At 67.0% G+C, this 16,818-nt stretch carries 5 protein-coding genes; 3 read left to right on the forward strand and 2 right to left on the reverse strand.

Annotation, left to right across the window (positions count from 1 at the left end; genetic code table 11):
* Positions 1-5 precede the first annotated feature (5 nt).
* Positions 6-4,367 (reverse strand): type I polyketide synthase, encoded by a 4,362-nt coding sequence (locus IV454_RS20060; protein WP_206087511.1) that lies wholly within the window; start codon positions 4,365-4,367, stop codon positions 6-8.
* Positions 4,364-11,419: a type I polyketide synthase gene (locus IV454_RS20065; RefSeq protein WP_206087512.1), complete on the reverse strand. Its 7,056-nt coding sequence runs from the start codon at positions 11,417-11,419 to the stop codon at positions 4,364-4,366. Before IV454_RS20065 ends, IV454_RS20060 begins: the two co-directional genes overlap by 4 nt.
* Positions 11,420-11,894: 475 nt before the next feature.
* On the opposite strand from IV454_RS20065, the gene IV454_RS20070 reads away from it, so the two are divergent.
* The 3 genes from IV454_RS20070 to IV454_RS20080 all read left to right on the forward strand — a co-directional run bounded on the left by IV454_RS20070 (position 11,895) and on the right by IV454_RS20080 (position 16,792).
* Positions 11,895-12,317, forward strand: coding sequence for a hypothetical protein (locus IV454_RS20070; RefSeq protein ID WP_229521737.1), 423 nt, complete (start codon positions 11,895-11,897; stop codon positions 12,315-12,317).
* Between the two features lie 63 nt (positions 12,318-12,380).
* Positions 12,381-15,893, forward strand: coding sequence for a chemotaxis protein CheB (locus tag IV454_RS20075; RefSeq protein WP_206087513.1), 3,513 nt, complete (start codon positions 12,381-12,383; stop codon positions 15,891-15,893).
* A complete protein-coding gene (locus IV454_RS20080; RefSeq protein WP_206087514.1) occupies positions 15,890-16,792 on the forward strand; it encodes a PAS domain-containing protein in 903 nt (300 codons plus the stop codon). Before IV454_RS20075 ends, IV454_RS20080 begins: the two co-directional genes overlap by 4 nt.
* Positions 16,793-16,818: the final 26 nt, after the last annotated feature.

Raw genomic sequence — 16,818 nt, forward strand, 5'->3', positions numbered from 1 at the left:
GCTCCCTATTGTGGTTGAACTCCGCGTACCCAACTGATGACATGCCCGTCCTGATGGCGCCGGCCGCTGAAGGCCACGCCTTCCACTTCGCCGGTCCAGCCGGCGCCGCCCGCCTGCACCGCGCGCACCTTGATCCTGCGCGGGGCGCCAGCCAGCCCGCCGCCCTGGCACTTGCCCCAAGCTTCCTTGGCGCTCCAGAACAGGGTCTGCCAGAAGGCTCGCTCTTTGGCCGGCTGGGCGTCGAAGAAGGCGATTTCCTGGGCGTCGTAGTTGAGCAGTTCGAATGCTTCGCCGCGCACCTCGATGGTTTCGACATCGACGCCGACGCGCTGCTCGCCGCCGACGATGACGACCGCGATCTGCGGCTTGTGGCTGATCGACAGCGCCAGCGGCGCCGCCTGACCGCGCACTCTGGCCCATGGCGCGCCATGGGTGTCGTGTTCGATCTCGATCTCGCTCGGGAACAGCGTCTCGACCTGGCGGTGGTGGTACAGCCAGTGCTTGAGCGCGTCCTTGGCCGCGACTACGCCGCGCAGGCGCGCATTGCGGTTAGAGATCGTCTTGCTGGCGTCGACCCGGGCGATCTCGCGCCCGGTCAGATAGCTCTTGGTGAGCATCACGCGCGACCAGTTGGAGCGGAACGCGAGGTCGAACACGAACAGGCCGTCGTCGAGCTGGGCGCAGACGCCGTTGAGCCGTTCCGGGGTGCGGAAGATGGCGAACAGGTTAGGGTCGGCGGTGAAGCGGCGGCCGGCGAACTCGTTCACCCGCAACAGCACGCGGCCGTCGCGGCACAGCTCAAGGTCGTAGGTGAATTCGAGGTCCGTGATCTGGCGCGTGACGACGCGGCAGTCGTACCGATGCTGCGGGTCGCGCAGCGCCGCCCATGGCGCGAACAACTCGACCTTGTCGATCTTGAGCGGCAGGACGACGTTGTCGATGTCGTGGTGCGAACAAAACCAGACGCCGGCCAGCTGGAAGGCGCCGTCGAGCAGCGCGCCCTTGCCGCCGGCTGCGCCGACCACGCCGGCGATCCCGCTGAGGTCCATCGGCCCGATCTGCCGCACGCCCTGGTAGAGCGGGCCGTGGAACAGCCAGCGGTCGCGGTAGATCTCGTCGAACCGCAGCGCAAATGGCGGCGGCTGGTCGGTGCGGATCGGGCGCTCGGCCACGGCGGGAGCGGCGGGCAGGCTGTCGGCCACCTCCACCAGGCACGAGAAGCGGTCTTCGACCACCACGGCGTAGCTGTCGGGCCCCTTGCGGTATAGGCGGGCCTCGAGTGTGACGGCGGCCTGCACCTCGATGAAACGAAACGACAGCACCTTGTGCACGGCGCGGATCGAACGGCCGGGCAGGTAGGCGGACACCACTTCGCAGGCCAGCTCGATCATCATCGTCATCGGCACCACGGCCGAGCGCTCCGCGATCGGCCTGCCGTCGTGCGACTGGTAGATCTCGTGGTGAAACAACTCGGGGTAGCGTTCGTGGTCGATGGCGATGGTTTGCCGGTGTACGACGGCGTGCGGATCGAGCGCCGCCTCGGCGCCCCTGCGTAACGGGCCTGCCTTGCAAGGCAGGCCTTCGTCGCCCCGAGCCAAAGGTTCTTGTGCGAGGGCCGCGATCACATCCTGCTGCGCGCGCCGGAACAGGTCGAGGCTGGCGTCGTACGGCGTGTCCTGTGGCGCTGGTCCCTCCGGGGCGAAGGGCGCGAACGAAGGCACGGCGTGGAATTCGACCATGCTCGGTTCGAGCGGTATCGCGTGCGTGCGCGGCGCCGGCTCGCGCGCGAGCAAGCCGAACTGCGCGAAATCGATGGTCCTGCCTTCGGCGAACAGGCCGGCCGCCACGCGCCGCAGCATCTGTTCGGTGCTCTTGTCCTGGCCGCTCGCGTCGAGCGTCATGAAGTCTTTGCCCTTGAGGGTGTCGGCGACAAAGCCGCTCAGACCTGCGTTGCCGATCTGTACAAACAGGCGGAAGCCTTCGTCATGCATGCGTTCCACCAGTTCGCGAAAGCGCACTGGCGAGGCCATCGTCTCGACGATCAGTTCCTTGACGGCGGCGTCGCTGTGCGGGAAGGGGCCGGCCAGGCTGGCGGACCACAGTGGAATCGCCGGCTGCGACAACCCGATGCCCTCGACCAGCGGCCGGATGCGCTGCAGCGTCGGCCGGATGTACGGCGTATGCGACGCCGCTTCGATGCCCATGTCGACCGACAGGATGCCTTGCGCGCGCAGGATCCGCTGCGCGGCCTCCAGCGCTGCGGGCGAGCCGCACACGACACTGTGGCCGGGACAGTTGTCGACCGCGAGCGCCATGCCGTCGATGTCGCGCAGCAGGGCGTCGAGCCGGTCCGCGCCGCACCACACCGCCAGCAGGAAGTAGCCCTTGCCCATCACGTCGTCTTGCAGCGCAAGCAGGCGCTCGACCAGCACCGCCAGTTCGCGCTGGCCGATCGCGCCGCTCGACACGCACGCGATCCACTCGCCAAGCGAATGGCCGGCAATCGCGTCGGGCACGACGCCGAGCGAGGTCAACACGCGGTGCATGGTGTCGGTGGCGTAGACCGTTTGCAGGCTGTCGGCCACCAGCGCGTCGCCGCCGCCGGCCGAGAGCTGCGCCAGGTCGAGGCCGAAGCGCAGCGCCAATTCGCGGAAGTCGGGGTTGACCTGGTTGCCCAGGCCAGGGAACAGGAAGGCCAGTTTTCCGCCCGCAGCCAGCAGGGCGTCAGGGGAGAAGAAGATGTCTTGCTTGCCGCGCCATGCCTTGCCGCGCGCGACGAGGCGTGCAGCCTTGGCGAGCCGCTCCGGCGTCGGATCGAACAGCACCAGCCGGCACGGTCCCTGGCCCGGATGCAGTTCACCCCGTTCCAAGTCGGCCAGCAGGGCTTGCGGGTCGCTGCGCGAGAGCGCCAGCACCGTTTCTTCGGTCTGCAGCCGTGGCTTTTGGGCCGTGTTGCGCGCCACCGGCACCCGGCGCTCGGGCGGTGCGCTCATGACCAGGTGGGCGTTGATGCCGCCAAACCCGAACGCGCTGACGCCGGCGATGCGCGGCGTAGCCTCAGGCCATGGCGTGCTTTGCGGCGGCACGTAGAAACCCTGACCAGCCAGGTCGCCGCGCAGCGAGCGGCAGTGCAGCGACGGCGGCAGGATCCCGTCGCGCAGGGCGCTGGCGGTCTTGATCACGCTGGCGATGCCGGCAGCGCCGAGCGTATGGCCGATCATCGACTTGACCGAGCCGAGCGCAATCTGGCGCCCCTGCATGTGCGGCCCGAAAAACCGTATCAGCGATTCGCTCTCGACCTCGTCACCGCGCGGCATGCCGGTGCCGTGGCATTCGATGTAGCCGGCGCGGCCAGGGTCGATGCCGGCGTTGTTCCAGGCTTTGGTGAAGGCGCCGATCTGGCCGTCGGAGAACGGCGCCAGCAAGCTCTCGGCGCGGCCGTCGCTGCAGGTACCGACACCTTCAATGACGGCGTGGATGCGGTCGCCCGCGGCGAGCGCGGCGTCAAGCGGCTTGAGCACCACCAACCCTGCGCCTTCGCCGAGTAGCAGGCCGTCGGAATCGCGGTCGAAGGGGCGAATCTGTTCTTGCCGCGACAGCGCGCCGATGTTGGTGAACATCGACCAGTAGCCCTGGGTCAGCGGCAGGTGCACGCCGCCGGCCAGCATCAGCTCGCAGCGGCCCAGTTGCAGCTGCATGATGGCGTTCTCGATCGCCACCAGCGAGGAGGCGCACGCGGCGTCGAGGATGTAGCTGGGGCCGGCCAGGTTGAGCCGGTTGGCCAGGCGCGAGGCGGCGAAGCCGGGCACCAGATTGCGCGTGCGGCTGTTCTCGAAGCCGGCCTGGCGCTCCTCGAGGAAGCGTTCGGCGAAGCGGTCAAGCTCGCCCTCGTCGAGCGCGGGAAAGCTGCTGCGTAGGGTCTGGCGTAGCTGCGGAAGCAGCTTGATGCGGTCGAGGAAGCGTATCGTCACGGGGCCGATCGGCATGGTGCGGCCGAGGATCACCCCGGCCTGCAGGGCGGTGGTGCCATGCTCGACACCAGCGTCGGCCAGCGCCTCGCGCGCGAGGTCGAGCATGATGAACTGGTCGGCCTCGGCTTCGGCCACTTCGCGCGGCACGATGCCGTAGCGTAGCGGGTCGAAGCTGATGTCGGTGACGACGCCGCCGCGCCCGCAGTAGGTCTGCTCCAGCGAGGGAACGCTGCCCGGCGCGTAGTAGCCGTCCTGCTTGCCCCAGCGCGCCGCCATCGGGTAGGGGCCGACGGCGTCGACGCCGCCCTTGATGTTGTGCCAAAACGTGGTCAGGTCGGGCGCCTTGGGGAAACGGCTGGCCATGCCGATGATGGCGACTTTGAATGGACTCGTCATGCGCTATGCTCGTTCCAGAACAGGGCTTCGTCTTTGGCGCAGGTGACGATCAGGCGGCCGGAGCGCTTGCCGGCGGCCAGTTCGTCGAACAGGAAGGCGACGCCCTGGTCACGCTTGATCGCGTGGATGCCCATGCCCTCGAGGTGCTTTTGCAGCGTCGCGTCGATCATGCCGGCGCCTTCCCACGGGCCCCAGTTGATCGACAGGTAGTGGCCGGGGCGGCTCGCGTTGAGTGCCATCGCGCGCTTGTCGAGGTAGGCGTTGGCGGCCGAGTAGTCGGTCTGTCCCCGGTTGCCCAGCGTGGCCGAGATGCTCGAGAAGAAAACCACGAACTTGGGTTCGGTGAGCCGGTCCAGGCTGTCGAGCACGTGTTCGACCCCGGCTGCCTTGGTGTGGTAGACGCGGGCGATCGAGGCGTCGCTCTTGTCGCCCAGGAAGCGGTCGTCGAGGATGCCTGCACCGAACAGCACGCCATCGATGCGGCCGTATTGCGCCATCACGGCGCCGAGGGCGGCGTCGACCTGGGCGGTGTCGGTGACGTCGGCCTGGTAGTAGCTCATCTGGCTGCCGAAAGCGTCGAGTTCTTCGATCGTGCGGCGCATCTGTTTTTCAGCCAGGAGGGACTGCAGCGCTTCCTCGATCTCCTTCGGACGCGCCGCCGGGCCATGCTTGGCCAGCAGTGCCTGGCGCAGCGCGACTGCGTCGTCGATGCCAGGGAAGGGCTCGGCCCCTTGCGGCAGGGCGGAGCGGCCCAGCAGCACCAGGCGGCAGCGGTAGCGTTCGGCGAACGCGCTTGCGAACCAGCTGGTGATGCCCTTGGCGCCGCCGACGATCACCACGACCGCCTCCGGTTCGAGGTGGTAGCGGTCAAGCGAGGCGATGAAGGGCGGGCGCGGCAACGCCTTGCGGGCGTGGCGCACGCCGTCGCACCAGGCCACCGGCTGGGCCAGGATCTCGGGTTCGCTGAACATCTCGCCGACCAGACGGGCGGCGCTGCTGTCGGCGTCGAGCGTGGCCGCGTCGTGCACGATCAAGGGGCGGATCATGCGTACTTTTGGCCATTCCCAGCGCAGACTCACCAGCAGACCGCTGGCGCCGCTGCCGCACGAGGGGCTGGCGTAGCTGCCGTCGGCATGGCGCAGCGGTTGGGCGTCGAACTGGATCGCCATCACGGTGTCGATGCTGCGCGCGTCGCATGCCTGCAGCGCGTGGAACAGGCCGAGCACATCTTGGTAACTACTGTCGTCGCGGTTGAAGTAGAGGATGCCGTTGGTGTCGAGCCGCAGCCCGGCCTTGAGCTCACGCCATTCGAGGCTGACCAGACGCGCATCGCGCGCGTCGAGCTGGACGCGCAGCGCTTGCAGCAGGTCGGGTGGCGCGCCGATGGCGTGGTAGGTCTTGCCGCCGGCCGTGGCAACGCTCGTTGGCAGCAGCGGTTTGGGTGCGTACAGCACGTCGAGCACGCGCAGCGGTACCGCTGCCGGCGCCGCAACTGGCGGCGCTTCTTGCTGCGTTTCCGGCCGCGCCGGCTGGCCATGGTCGGCCAGCCAGGCGCTGATGCCGCGCAGCGTCTTGATCTTCGATACCTGTTCGAGGAACTGGGCCGCGTCCTCGCCCAGCTCGTCGGCGGTGCCGCCGGTGGCCATGCCGAGATCTTTGCCGATCTCCGAGAGCAGTTCGACCCGCTTGATTGAGTCGATGCCGAGGTCGGCCTCAAGATCGAGGTCGGCCTCGATCATCTCCTCTGGATAGCCGGTGCGGGCGCAGATGAGCTGCCTGAGGCGGGCTTCGATCGCGCCGCGCTCGCGTATCGCAGGTGCGGCGGCCGCTGGCGGCGGCGCCGATGGCGCCGATGACTTGACGTAGTCGGCCAGCCAGGTGCTGATGCCGCGCAGCGTTTTGATCTTCGACACCTGTTCGAGGAATTGCGCCGCGTCGTCGCCGAGTTGGTCGGACGAACCGGCCGCCACGCCGAGATCCTTGCCGATCTCGGAGAGCAGCTCGACCCGCTTGATCGAATCGATGCCGAGATCGGCCTCGAGGTCGAGATCGGCCTCGATCATCTCTTGCGGGTAGCCGGTGCGGGCGCAAATGAGTTCCTTCAGCCGCGCTTCGATCGTGGCGCGATCGGTGCGGGCGGGCGCGCTGACGCCGGCCACCACGGCGGGGGCGGCGACGGCGACGGGGCGGGCCGGTTCGCGCGCAGGTGCCGGGGCGGCGCCCAGATAGCCGAGCATGATGTCGCGCTGGCTTTCGACGAAGTTGTCGAGGCTGTCGAAGTAGCTCTTGAGGACGGCTTCGCGTCCGCCGGTGGGCGCGACGCTCGTCTGCACCTGCACCGGCGTGATAGCCCCCGGCTGGTAGGCCTGAGGCGGCAGCGGCCCCTTGAGTGGCCGCGCGCGCTGACCGTTGACTTCCCAGATGGTCGGCGCCAGCGCTTGCGGCTTGGCGATGGCCAGTGTGCGCAGGCGCCGGTTGGCGAACAGCGCCTTGAGCTCGAGCGCCACGCCGAGGGTGGCGAGCCGCCCCAGCATGTTCATCAGGCCCTTGAGCGGCGGCGCGTCGCGCAGCAGCATCGGGATCGCCTGCACCGGCGCGCCTTCTAGAATGCTGCCGACCAGGCCGGACAGGGCATTGCCGGCGCCCACTTCGACGAAGGTGCGCACGCCGCCTTGCTGGTGCATCGCGTGGATCATGTCGGCAAAGCGCACCGGCGCGGCGATCTGCTGGCCCAGGCGTTCGGCCAGTTCGGCGGCCGATACGGCTGCCGGGTAGGGCGCGGCGCTCTGGTTGGACCAGACCGTCAGGCGGGGGCTGTCCAGCGCGGCCTGGCGCAGGCTGGCTGTGAATTGGCCTGCGGCGCCGGCCAGTGCGCGGCTGTGGAAGGCACAGGCAACCGGCAGGATGCGCGCACGTACGTGGCGCTGGCCGAACTTGTCGCGCGCCGCGGCGATGGCCGCGCCGGGGCCGGCCAGCACGGTCTGGCGCGGTCCGTTCAGGTTGGCGATGTCGAGTTCGCCGAGTTCGCCAAGGACGTCGCGCACCAGCGCTTCGTCGCCCTCGACGGCGAGCATGGTGCCGGGGTCGCCGTCGCCCAGGCTGTCGAGGATGCTGTGCGCGCGCTGGCGGCTGATCGGCGCCAGCGCGGCGTGCGCGATGCTGCCCGCGTGGCACAAGGCGCTTAGTTCGCCGAAACTGTGGCCGGCGGCGTGGCTCGCCGTGATGCCCAGCGAGGCGAGGATCTGGGCCGCTGCCAGGCTGGTGACGGCCAGCGCCGGCTGTGCCACCGAGGTGTCGGTCAGCGCGGCTTGCTGCGCGCTGCGCTGGGCATCGTCGAAGGCCGCCGGTGGGAACATGGCGCCGTGCAGGTCCGGTTCGGCGGCCAGGTGGGCCCGCGTTCCGGGGAAGTAGGTCAGCAGGTCGGCGCCCATGCCGAGGAACTGGCTGCCCTGTCCGGGGAACAGGAAAGCCACTTCGCCCGGGTCGAGCTGCGCGCCGGCGAGATACACGCCCTGCGGGTCGGCCTGGCCTTGCGCGGCCTTCTCTAAGCGGGCGGCCAATTGCTCAAGGCTCGAGGCCACCACGGCCACACGCACCGCGCCTTCACCCTCGTTGTGCTGGTGGTGGCTGAAGGCGACGTCGCACAGCCGGTCCTGGTGGCCGGCGCGCAGATAGGTGCGCAGCAGCTCGACCTGCGCCTGCACGCTGCCGGCGCCGCGGAACAGGAACAGCTCATACGGCCACACCTGCGGCGCGGCCGGCGTGTCGCGGCGTTTGTCGGCATCGCCGCGGTCGATCACAAGGTGGTAGTTGGTGCCGCCGAAACCGAAGGCGCTCACGCCGGCGGTGCGCTGCTCGTCCAGCCAGGGCAGGGTGTGCGACAGGAAGTAGAAGGAGCTGCTTTGCTGGCGGTAGTAGGCGTTGGGCCGTTCCAGGTTCAGCGTCGGCGGCAGCAAGCCCTGGTCGACGGCGTAGGCGGCCTTGATCAGGCTGGCCACCCCGGCGGCGCACTTGGTGTGCCCGATCTGGGTCTTGACGGAACCGAGCGCGCAGCCGGCGCGGGCGCTGCCGGCGCTCGCGAACACCGTCTCCATCGACGCCAGCTCGGTGCGGTCGCCCACCACGGTACCGGTGCCGTGCGCTTCGAGCAGGCCGACCTCGGACGGCGAGATGCCGGCGCGGCGGTAGGCCCGGCTCAGGGCGCGCTGCTGGCCCTGGCGGCGCGGGGCGGTCAGGCCGAGCGACTTGCCGTCGCTGGCGCCGCCGATGCCGCGGATGACGGCGTAGACATAGTCGTCGTCGGCCAGCGCGTCCTCGTAGCGCTTGAGTACCACCGCGCCGGCGCCTTCGCCCAGCGCGATGCCGTCGGCCGTGTCGGAGAACGAGAAGCACTTGCCGCGCGAAGACAGCGCGTGGGTGCTGGAGAACATCAGGTAGTCGTGGATGCCGTTGTGGAAGTCGACCCCGCCGGCGATGGCCAGGTCGCTCTCGCCATAGCGCAGCTCCTTGATGGCCGCGTCGATCGCCGCCAGCGAGGAGGCGCAGGCGGCATCGACCGTGAAGTTCTGGCCGCCCAGGTCGAGCCGGTTGCTGATCCGGCCCGACACCACGTTGCCCAGCACGCCGGAGAAGCTGTCTTCGGTCAGGCGCGGTAGCGCGTCCAGCGCCTGGCTCAGCGCCGGCTCGGCGAGCAACTGCGGCAGCACGATGCGCAGGCCGTAGGCGCCGGCGATGTCACCGCCCGGCTCGATGCCGAAGACGACCGAGCAGCGTTCGCGGTTGAAGCTGCGCTCGGCGTAACCGGCGTCGTGCAGGGCCTGCTGCGCCACCACCAGGCCGGCCATCTGGGCCGGGTCGATCGAGCCCAGGCTTTGCGGCGGAATGCCGAACAGGGCCGGGTCGAAATGGAAATCGGGGATGAAGCCTCCCCATTTGGAATTGGTTTTTTCAGCGCGCGCGCCGGTCGACTTGGGATCGTAATAGAGCGCCTTGCTCCAGCGCTCGTCGGGCACCTCGCCGACGCTGTCGCGGCCTTCGATGATGTTGGCCCAGTATTGCTGCGCCGTGAGCGCGCCGGCGAACATGCCGGCCATGCCGACGATGGCGATGTCGCAGCGCTCGCCGCGGCGGCGCGACGGCGGCGGCAGTTCGCGCAGCAGTTGCGCGGCCGAGGCCACCTCCTGGTGCAGGCCGGCGATGCTGTGCACCTCGTTGCGCAGGCAGGCGACATCGCCGATCATGTACATGCCCTCGGATAGCTGGGTGTCGGCGCAGACTTCCAGCAGCTCGCTGTCGACGCGCTTGATACCCTTCGAGGCGATGCGCAGGTGGCCGGCGTTCATCTGCTCGAGCGCGAGGAAGATCTCGTCGCGGTTCTTGCCCTCGCTACGCATGCGGCGGCGCTCTTGCTCGAGGAAGTCGACATACGGCGTGCGCAGGCAGCGCGTGACGTGGCCCGGCCGGGTCTGCACCAGTGCCGTCTCGGTGCTGGCCACGGCCAGTTCCTGGTAGGCTCGCAGCACCGCGCCTTCGCGCACCGCTTCGTCGGTGAACAGGTAGGCGGTGCCCATCGAGATGCCGATCTTGGCGCCCAGCGCGGCCAGCGGCGCGCACATGGCCGCCAGCAGCGCCGCCGAGAGGCGGTCGTGCAGGCCGCCGGCAAACAGCAGCGTCAGGTCGGCGGCGCCCTCGAATTCGAGCGCACGCGAGATCTGGCCCTCCCACAGCGTCATCGACGACAGCGGGCCGACGTGGCCGCCGCACTCGCGGCCCTCGAACACGAAGCGGCGCGCGCCGCCCTCGAGGAAGCTGTCGAACAGGCGCGTGGTGGGGCAGTGCAGGAAGGTTTTGATGCCGCAGTTGTCGAACTGCCTGGCCTGGTCGGGCCGGCCTCCCGCCAGGATGACGTAGGAGGGCGCGAACTCGCGCACCAGCTCGGCCTGTGCGTTGTAGAGCTCCGGCGGCAGGAAGCCGAGCAGGCCGACGCACCAGCTCTGGCCCTGCAGGCGGGCGCGGGTCTGCTCGAGGATGGGGCGGGCGCGCTCGGGCTGCAGCAGCGCCAGCGCGAGCGAGGGCATGCCGCCGGCGGCGGCAACGGCGGCCGCAAAGCCGGGCCGGTCCGACACCTGCGCCATCGGCCCTTGTACGAAGGGGTAGACCAGGTCGTGGGCGGCGGCGAACGGGGAGTGGGGGGCGAATACGTCGTTGCGCTGCGCCTGGCGCAGGTGGCCGTCGATGGCCTCGTCGGTGGCGTGGACCAGTGAGACGGCGTCGCGGTAAAGCGAGTGGAACAGCTCGGCCAGCGCCAGGTCTTCGCCGGCCAACAGCGGTGCGTCGGCGCCGGCAAGCTGGGCGAGCACCTCGTCGCGCTCGGCTTCGTCGGCCAGGTCGGGCAGCAGCTTGTGGCGCAGGAAGCGGTAGCCGCCGGCCACCGTGGTCTCGGAGCCGTTGGCGGCGCGTACGATGCCGGGCAGCGGTGCCGGCAGCGAGACCGTGTGCAGCAGGGCCAGTTGCGAGTCGTACAGCACGCCCTGGGCGCCGGCCAGCACGGCCGCCGCCGCGCCATGCGGCCCCATGCCGCCCTGTACCCAGAAGGGCAGGCGCAGGCGGCCATGCATCTGCTGCAGCAGGATGAAACTGTTGAAGGCGCCGACCCGGCCGCCGCTCTCCGCACCTTTCAAGACCAGGCCGTCGGCGCCCAGGCGTTCGGCCTCCAGCGCCTCCTCCAGCGAGACCACCTGGACCAGGTGGAACACGCCTGGCAGCGGCTCGAAGGCGGCCGGCGAAGCGTGCATCAGCAGCTGGACTTGGGGCGGCAGATCTGCCGGCGCCAGCCGCATGCCTTCGGGAAGGCGCAGGCCGAACACGCCGTGCGGATCGGTCCTTACCTTGGCGATCGCGCGCCGTGCCTGCTGCCAGTCACGGCCGACGTCGAGGAAGGCGATGGCGCCCGCCCGCAGGAAGTCGCTGACAAGGCGGTAATCCGGTCGTTCAAAGGGGGATACGATCAGAACGCGCTTCTGGGTGCCTTGCAACATAGTCTCGAATGGCATGCTGTTTTCCTTAGGTCAAGGCCGACGAGGTTAACATATTCATATGCATATTGCATATCCATGCGGATATTGACTCATGGCATGAGATTTATTCCTTGTGGCATTTGGAACAAGCAAATGAAGAGTGTCGGACAGCGTGGTTGTAGGGCGGATTCGGAATGCTGGCCGCTGTGCATGCAAGAATTTCTACATGTCTATATCAAAATGGGCTTGACATGACGCTATACCGGCATATAAAAAGTGACTATTGAGATACATTGCCTAATGGCAATATAGTGAATTGCAAGACAGGCTGCACAAATCCAGCGACAGGCTGCACAAACCATGGAATCACGCGCGCCGGGAACCGTGGCCTCCCTTGGGCAAGCCGCCGTGCGCAGCGAATCGATGAAACAGATCATGGTAAAACGCAAGATGGTCGGGAATGTTGATAGAATTGATCCACATCATCCCGCTTCTTTGAAATACATGCGCCATGCGTTTGCCTTCGGAACCAGATACCTTCAGGGCGCGTTTGCGCCTGGGATTGGAGAATATCGGATTCCCGTCGGACAACCCCGGGGCCTTGGCGCGCGAATTCAACCGGCGTCATGATGGCGCACCGATCACGGCCGACGCGACGCGCAAGTGGTTGCGCGGAGAAACCGTCCCGACCCAGGCAAAGCTGCGCTCGATCGCCGCATGGCTGCTGGTCTCGCCCGAATGGCTGCGGTTTGGGGATGGCGAACAAAGCCATCCGGCCACCCACGAAGCATGCGTGGACTTGGCCCTGATCGCCGACTTGCACCTGCTCGATGAAAAGTACCAATGGCTGGCGCGCCAGTTCGTGCGCAAGCTCCTCGAACTGCAGGAGGCCCGAGCGAACAACGGCGCTGGCCCGAGTGGCCCGATGGTATAGTACGGCCCTGCGCCAGCCGCCGCCTGCGAGGCCGTTCAACTCCCCACGATGCTCCAACCTGCCATGAAAAAAACCAGCACGACACCGCGCAAGCAGGCCAGCCCGTCCGGCGCAGCGCCTGCCCATGCGTTCGACATGCGCCCGGCCGCCACCGCAATCGTCGGCATCGGCGCCTCCGCCGGCGGGCTGGAAGCGCTCGAACTGTTCCTGTCGGGCGTACCGGCCGACAGCGGCATGGCGTTGATCGTCGTGCAGCACCTCGATCCCGAGCACAAGAACATGATGGTCGAGCTACTGCAGCGCGGCACCAGCATGTCCGTGGTCGAAATCAGCGACCGCCTGCGGGTCGAGCCGAATCATATGTACGTGATTCCGCCCAACCGCGATTTATCCATCCTGCACGGTATTATGCACCTGCTGGAACCGGCCGAGCCGCGCGGGCTGCGCTTGCCGATCGACTATTTCCTGCGCTCCCTGGCGGCCGACCAGCAAGCCAACAGCGTCGCCGTGATCCTTTCCGGCATGGGTGCGGATGGCTCGCTGGGCTCGCGGGCGATCAAGGAAAGCGGGGGCGCGGTGTTCGTCCAGGATCCGGAATCGGCCAAGTTCGACGGCATGCCGCGCAGCGCCATCGAGGCCGGCCTGGCCGACGTGATTGCCCCAGCCAATGAACTGGCCAGCCGCATCCTCGACTACCGGCGCCACGCACCGCTGCCGCTCAGCCCGCCCGAACTGAGCTTGTCCGACGCCGACGGCAGCGCGCTTGAAAAGATCGTCGTGATCCTGCGCGCCCAAAGCGGGCACGATTTTTCGTTCTACAAGAAAAACACCCTCTACCGCCGCGTCGAGCGGCGCATGGGACTGCACCAGCTGGCCAGCATTGCCGACTACGTGCGCTACGTGCGCGACAACACCCACGAGGCCCAGCTCTTGTTCAAGGAATTGCTGATCGGCGTCACCAGTTTCTTCCGCGACGCGCCCGTATGGGAACAGATCGAGGCCGACGTCATTCCCGCCTTGCTGGCTGCCCACCCGCAAGGCGCCGCCCTGCGGGCCTGGACGCCTGCCTGTTCAACCGGCGAAGAAGCGTATTCGCTGGCCATCGCTTTCCGCGAGACGCTCGAACGCCTCAAGCCGGAGGCGCGCTTCACCCTGCAAATCTTCGCGACCGATCTCGACAGCGACGCGATCGACCGCGCCCGCGCCGGCGAGTTTCCCGGCACCATCGCCAGCGACGTGAGCGAGGCCCGCCTGCGCCGCTATTTTATCCAGCACAATGGCGGTTTCCGCGTCTGCAAGGAAATTCGTGAAATGGTCACGTTCGCGCCGCAAAACCTGGTGATGGATCCGCCGTTTACCAAGCTCGACCTGCTCACCTGCCGCAACCTGCTGATCTACCTGGAAGCGGACTTGCAGAAAAAGCTGCTGCCCCTGTTTCATTACAGTCTCAGGCCGGGCGGCCTGCTGGTGCTCGGGAGCGCCGAAACCGTGGGCGCCGCCAGCGACCTGTTCGCCGCATGGCCAGGCAAGACGCGCATCTACCAGCGCCGCGAAAGCAGCCCGCGCACGGAGCCGGTCGATTTCCCCGCGTCCATTTATGGTCGCTCCCGCAGAGGGCTGGCCGTGCCGCTTCCCGCCCCCGGCGCGGCCGAGTCGGGTAGCGCCAGTGTGCAAACCCTGATCGATTCATTGCTGCAGCAGCGTTTTTCGCCCGCCGCGGTGCTCACGACCGATAAGGGCGACATCGTTTATATCAGCGGCAAGACCGGGAAATACCTGGAACCGGCCGCGGGCAAGGCCAACCTGAATATCTTCGCCATGGCGCGTGAAGGGTTGTCGGGGGCATTGAATGAAGTCTTCGCCAAGGTCGTGCGCGAGCAGGGCAGTCAGGTGCTCAAGGGCCTGCGCGTGGGCGGCAATGACGGCGCGCTGACGGTCAATGTCGAAGTCCATAGCTTGCAGGAACCGGCACCGCTAAGCGGCTTGGTCTTGATCGTGTTTTTCGACCAGCCGGCGGCGCGCGCAAAAGCACCGCGCAAGAGCGAGCTGGCCGGTGCCGATGCCGAGCGCATGGATGCCATGACCCAGGAAATGCAGCAATCGCGCGGAGAGTTGCAGCGCGCCCGCGAAGAGATGCAAACGTCGCAGGAAGAATTGAAATCGGCCAACGAAGAGCTGCAAAGCACGAATGAAGAATTGCAAAGCACCAACGAGGAATTGACGACCTCCAAGGAGGAAATGCAATCGATGAACGAGGAGTTGCAGACGGTCAATCATGAATTGTCGGCCAAGCTCGACGAATTGTCGCAAGCCAGCGACGACATGAAGAACCTGCTCAACAGCACGGACATCGCCACTTTGTTTCTCGATGAACAGATGTGCATCCGGCGCTTCACCAATCGCATCACCGGCATCTTCAAGCTGATCCCGGGCGATGCCGGCCGGCCGATTACCGATCTGGTAAGCACCCTGAACTATCCCGCGCTGGCCGAGGATGCCCGCGAAGTGCTGAACTCGCTGGTGTTCCGGGAAGTCCAGGTCAGCGCGACCGACGGACGCTGGTTCACCGTGCGCATCATGCCCTACCGCACCCAGGACAACCGCATCGACGGGGTGGTGATTACCTTTATCGACATCAGTTCCTCGAAAACCCTGGAGCGCGCGCTGCGGCTCAGCGATGAGCGCTTCCGGATCGCCATCGAACACGCGCCGCTGACGGTATTCAGCCAGGATCATGAGCTGCGCTATACCTGGGTGCACAATTTGCAGCCGCAACTGCGCTCGGGCGACGCCATCGGCAAGACCGACGCCGACCTGTTGCCGCCCGACGATGCCGCGCGCCTGACCCAACTGAAGCGCCAAGCGCTCGAACAAGGCATCAGCGTGCACACCGAAACGGCGGCGCACCTGCACGGCAGCACGCATTACTACGACTTTTTTGCCGAGCCGGCGCGCGACCATGCCGGCGACATTATTGGCGTGTCGGGCATGGCGTGGGAAATCACCGAGCAAAAGCGCTCCGAGTCGCGTTTCCGGCAATTGCTGGAACATTCGCTGAACGCGGTTGCCTGTCACCAGGTGATCCTGGACGATGGCGTGCCGCGCGATTTTCTTGTCCTTGAAGTCAATCCCAAGTTCATGGAGTTGACCGGGCTGCAGAACGTCATCGGCAAGCGTCAGTCAGAACTGGCCACCAGCATCTATCCCTTCAATCCGGACTTGTTTGCCGCCTGCGTGCGGGTAGCGACCACGGGCAAGCCGGAGCACATGGAAGTGGCCGCCAGTAACGGCACGCAATGGATCAATTGCGCGCTGTATTCGCCCGAACCCGGTGTCTTCATCTCGGTCAAGGAAGATATCACCGAGCGCAAGCGGATGGAGGAAACCATGCGTCAAACCCTGTCGGTGCTGCAGCGCCGCACCGCAGTCGCACCCTCGCAGGCTGACTCGACCACGACCCTGGAAAAGGTGGTGCAGGATGCGCAAGTGTTGCTGGAAGGCGGCATGGCAAAGCACACCGGCCGGCCAGGCAAGGCCGTTTCAGATGCCGCCATCGATCGGAAAAAACAATCATGAGCCGTGAACAATCATCCCACAACGTCCTGCGCGAAGATGCCGAACTGCGCCTGAATCAACAGGGAAGGGCGCAGGCGGCCACGCAGCCGATGCCGCATGCCGACAATCCGCAGCGGCTGCTGCATGAACTGCAGGTGTACCAGGTCGAACTGGAACTACAGAACGAACAGCTGGAAGCGGCGCGCGCCTGGATCGAGGCGGCCCTGGCCAGCTACACCGAATTGTACGATTTTGCTCCCGTGCCTTACTTTACGCTGACCCGTACCGGGGCGATTACCGAGACCAATCTGGCGGGCGCCCGTCTGCTCGGTAGCGAGCGCAGCCGTGTGATCGACAAGCGCCTCGGCGTATTCGTCGCCGAGTCCGACCGGCCCCGGGTGGCGGCATGTCTGAAGTCGCTGTTTGCCACCCAGTCCGACGCCCGCTGCGAAGTGACCCTGGTCGCCAAGGATGGCACCCGCCGCACGGTGGAAATGAGCACCACCCTGGCCAACGATGGCAAAAATTGCCGCGCCGTCCTGGTCGACGTGAGTGAACGCAGCGCCCGGGAGCACCAGACACGGCGCCTGGCCGATGCATTCACCCTGGCACCCGAAGGCATGTTCCTCAGTGACCAGCATGGCATCATCACGGACATCAACGACGCGTTTAGCGCGCTCACCGGGTTTGCGCATGACGAGGTGCTCGGACAGCATCGGCGCATGCTGTTCTGCGAGAGCCGTTCGCCCGGGCTGGACGAGGACATCGCGCACGGCCTCGCCCTCAAAGGCAGCTGGAGCGGCGACATCTGGAACCAGCACCGCGACGGCGCGCCGTACAGGGTGGCGGCGCATATCGGCACCATGCGTGACAGCAGCGGAGCGCAGTGCTGCGTCACGCGCTTTTCGCGCCATGACTGAACCGGTACGCCGCCATGCGATGCCAT

This window comes from Massilia antarctica, from assembly GCF_015689335.1.
Classification (GTDB): domain Bacteria; phylum Pseudomonadota; class Gammaproteobacteria; order Burkholderiales; family Burkholderiaceae_D; genus Telluria_A; species Telluria_A antarctica.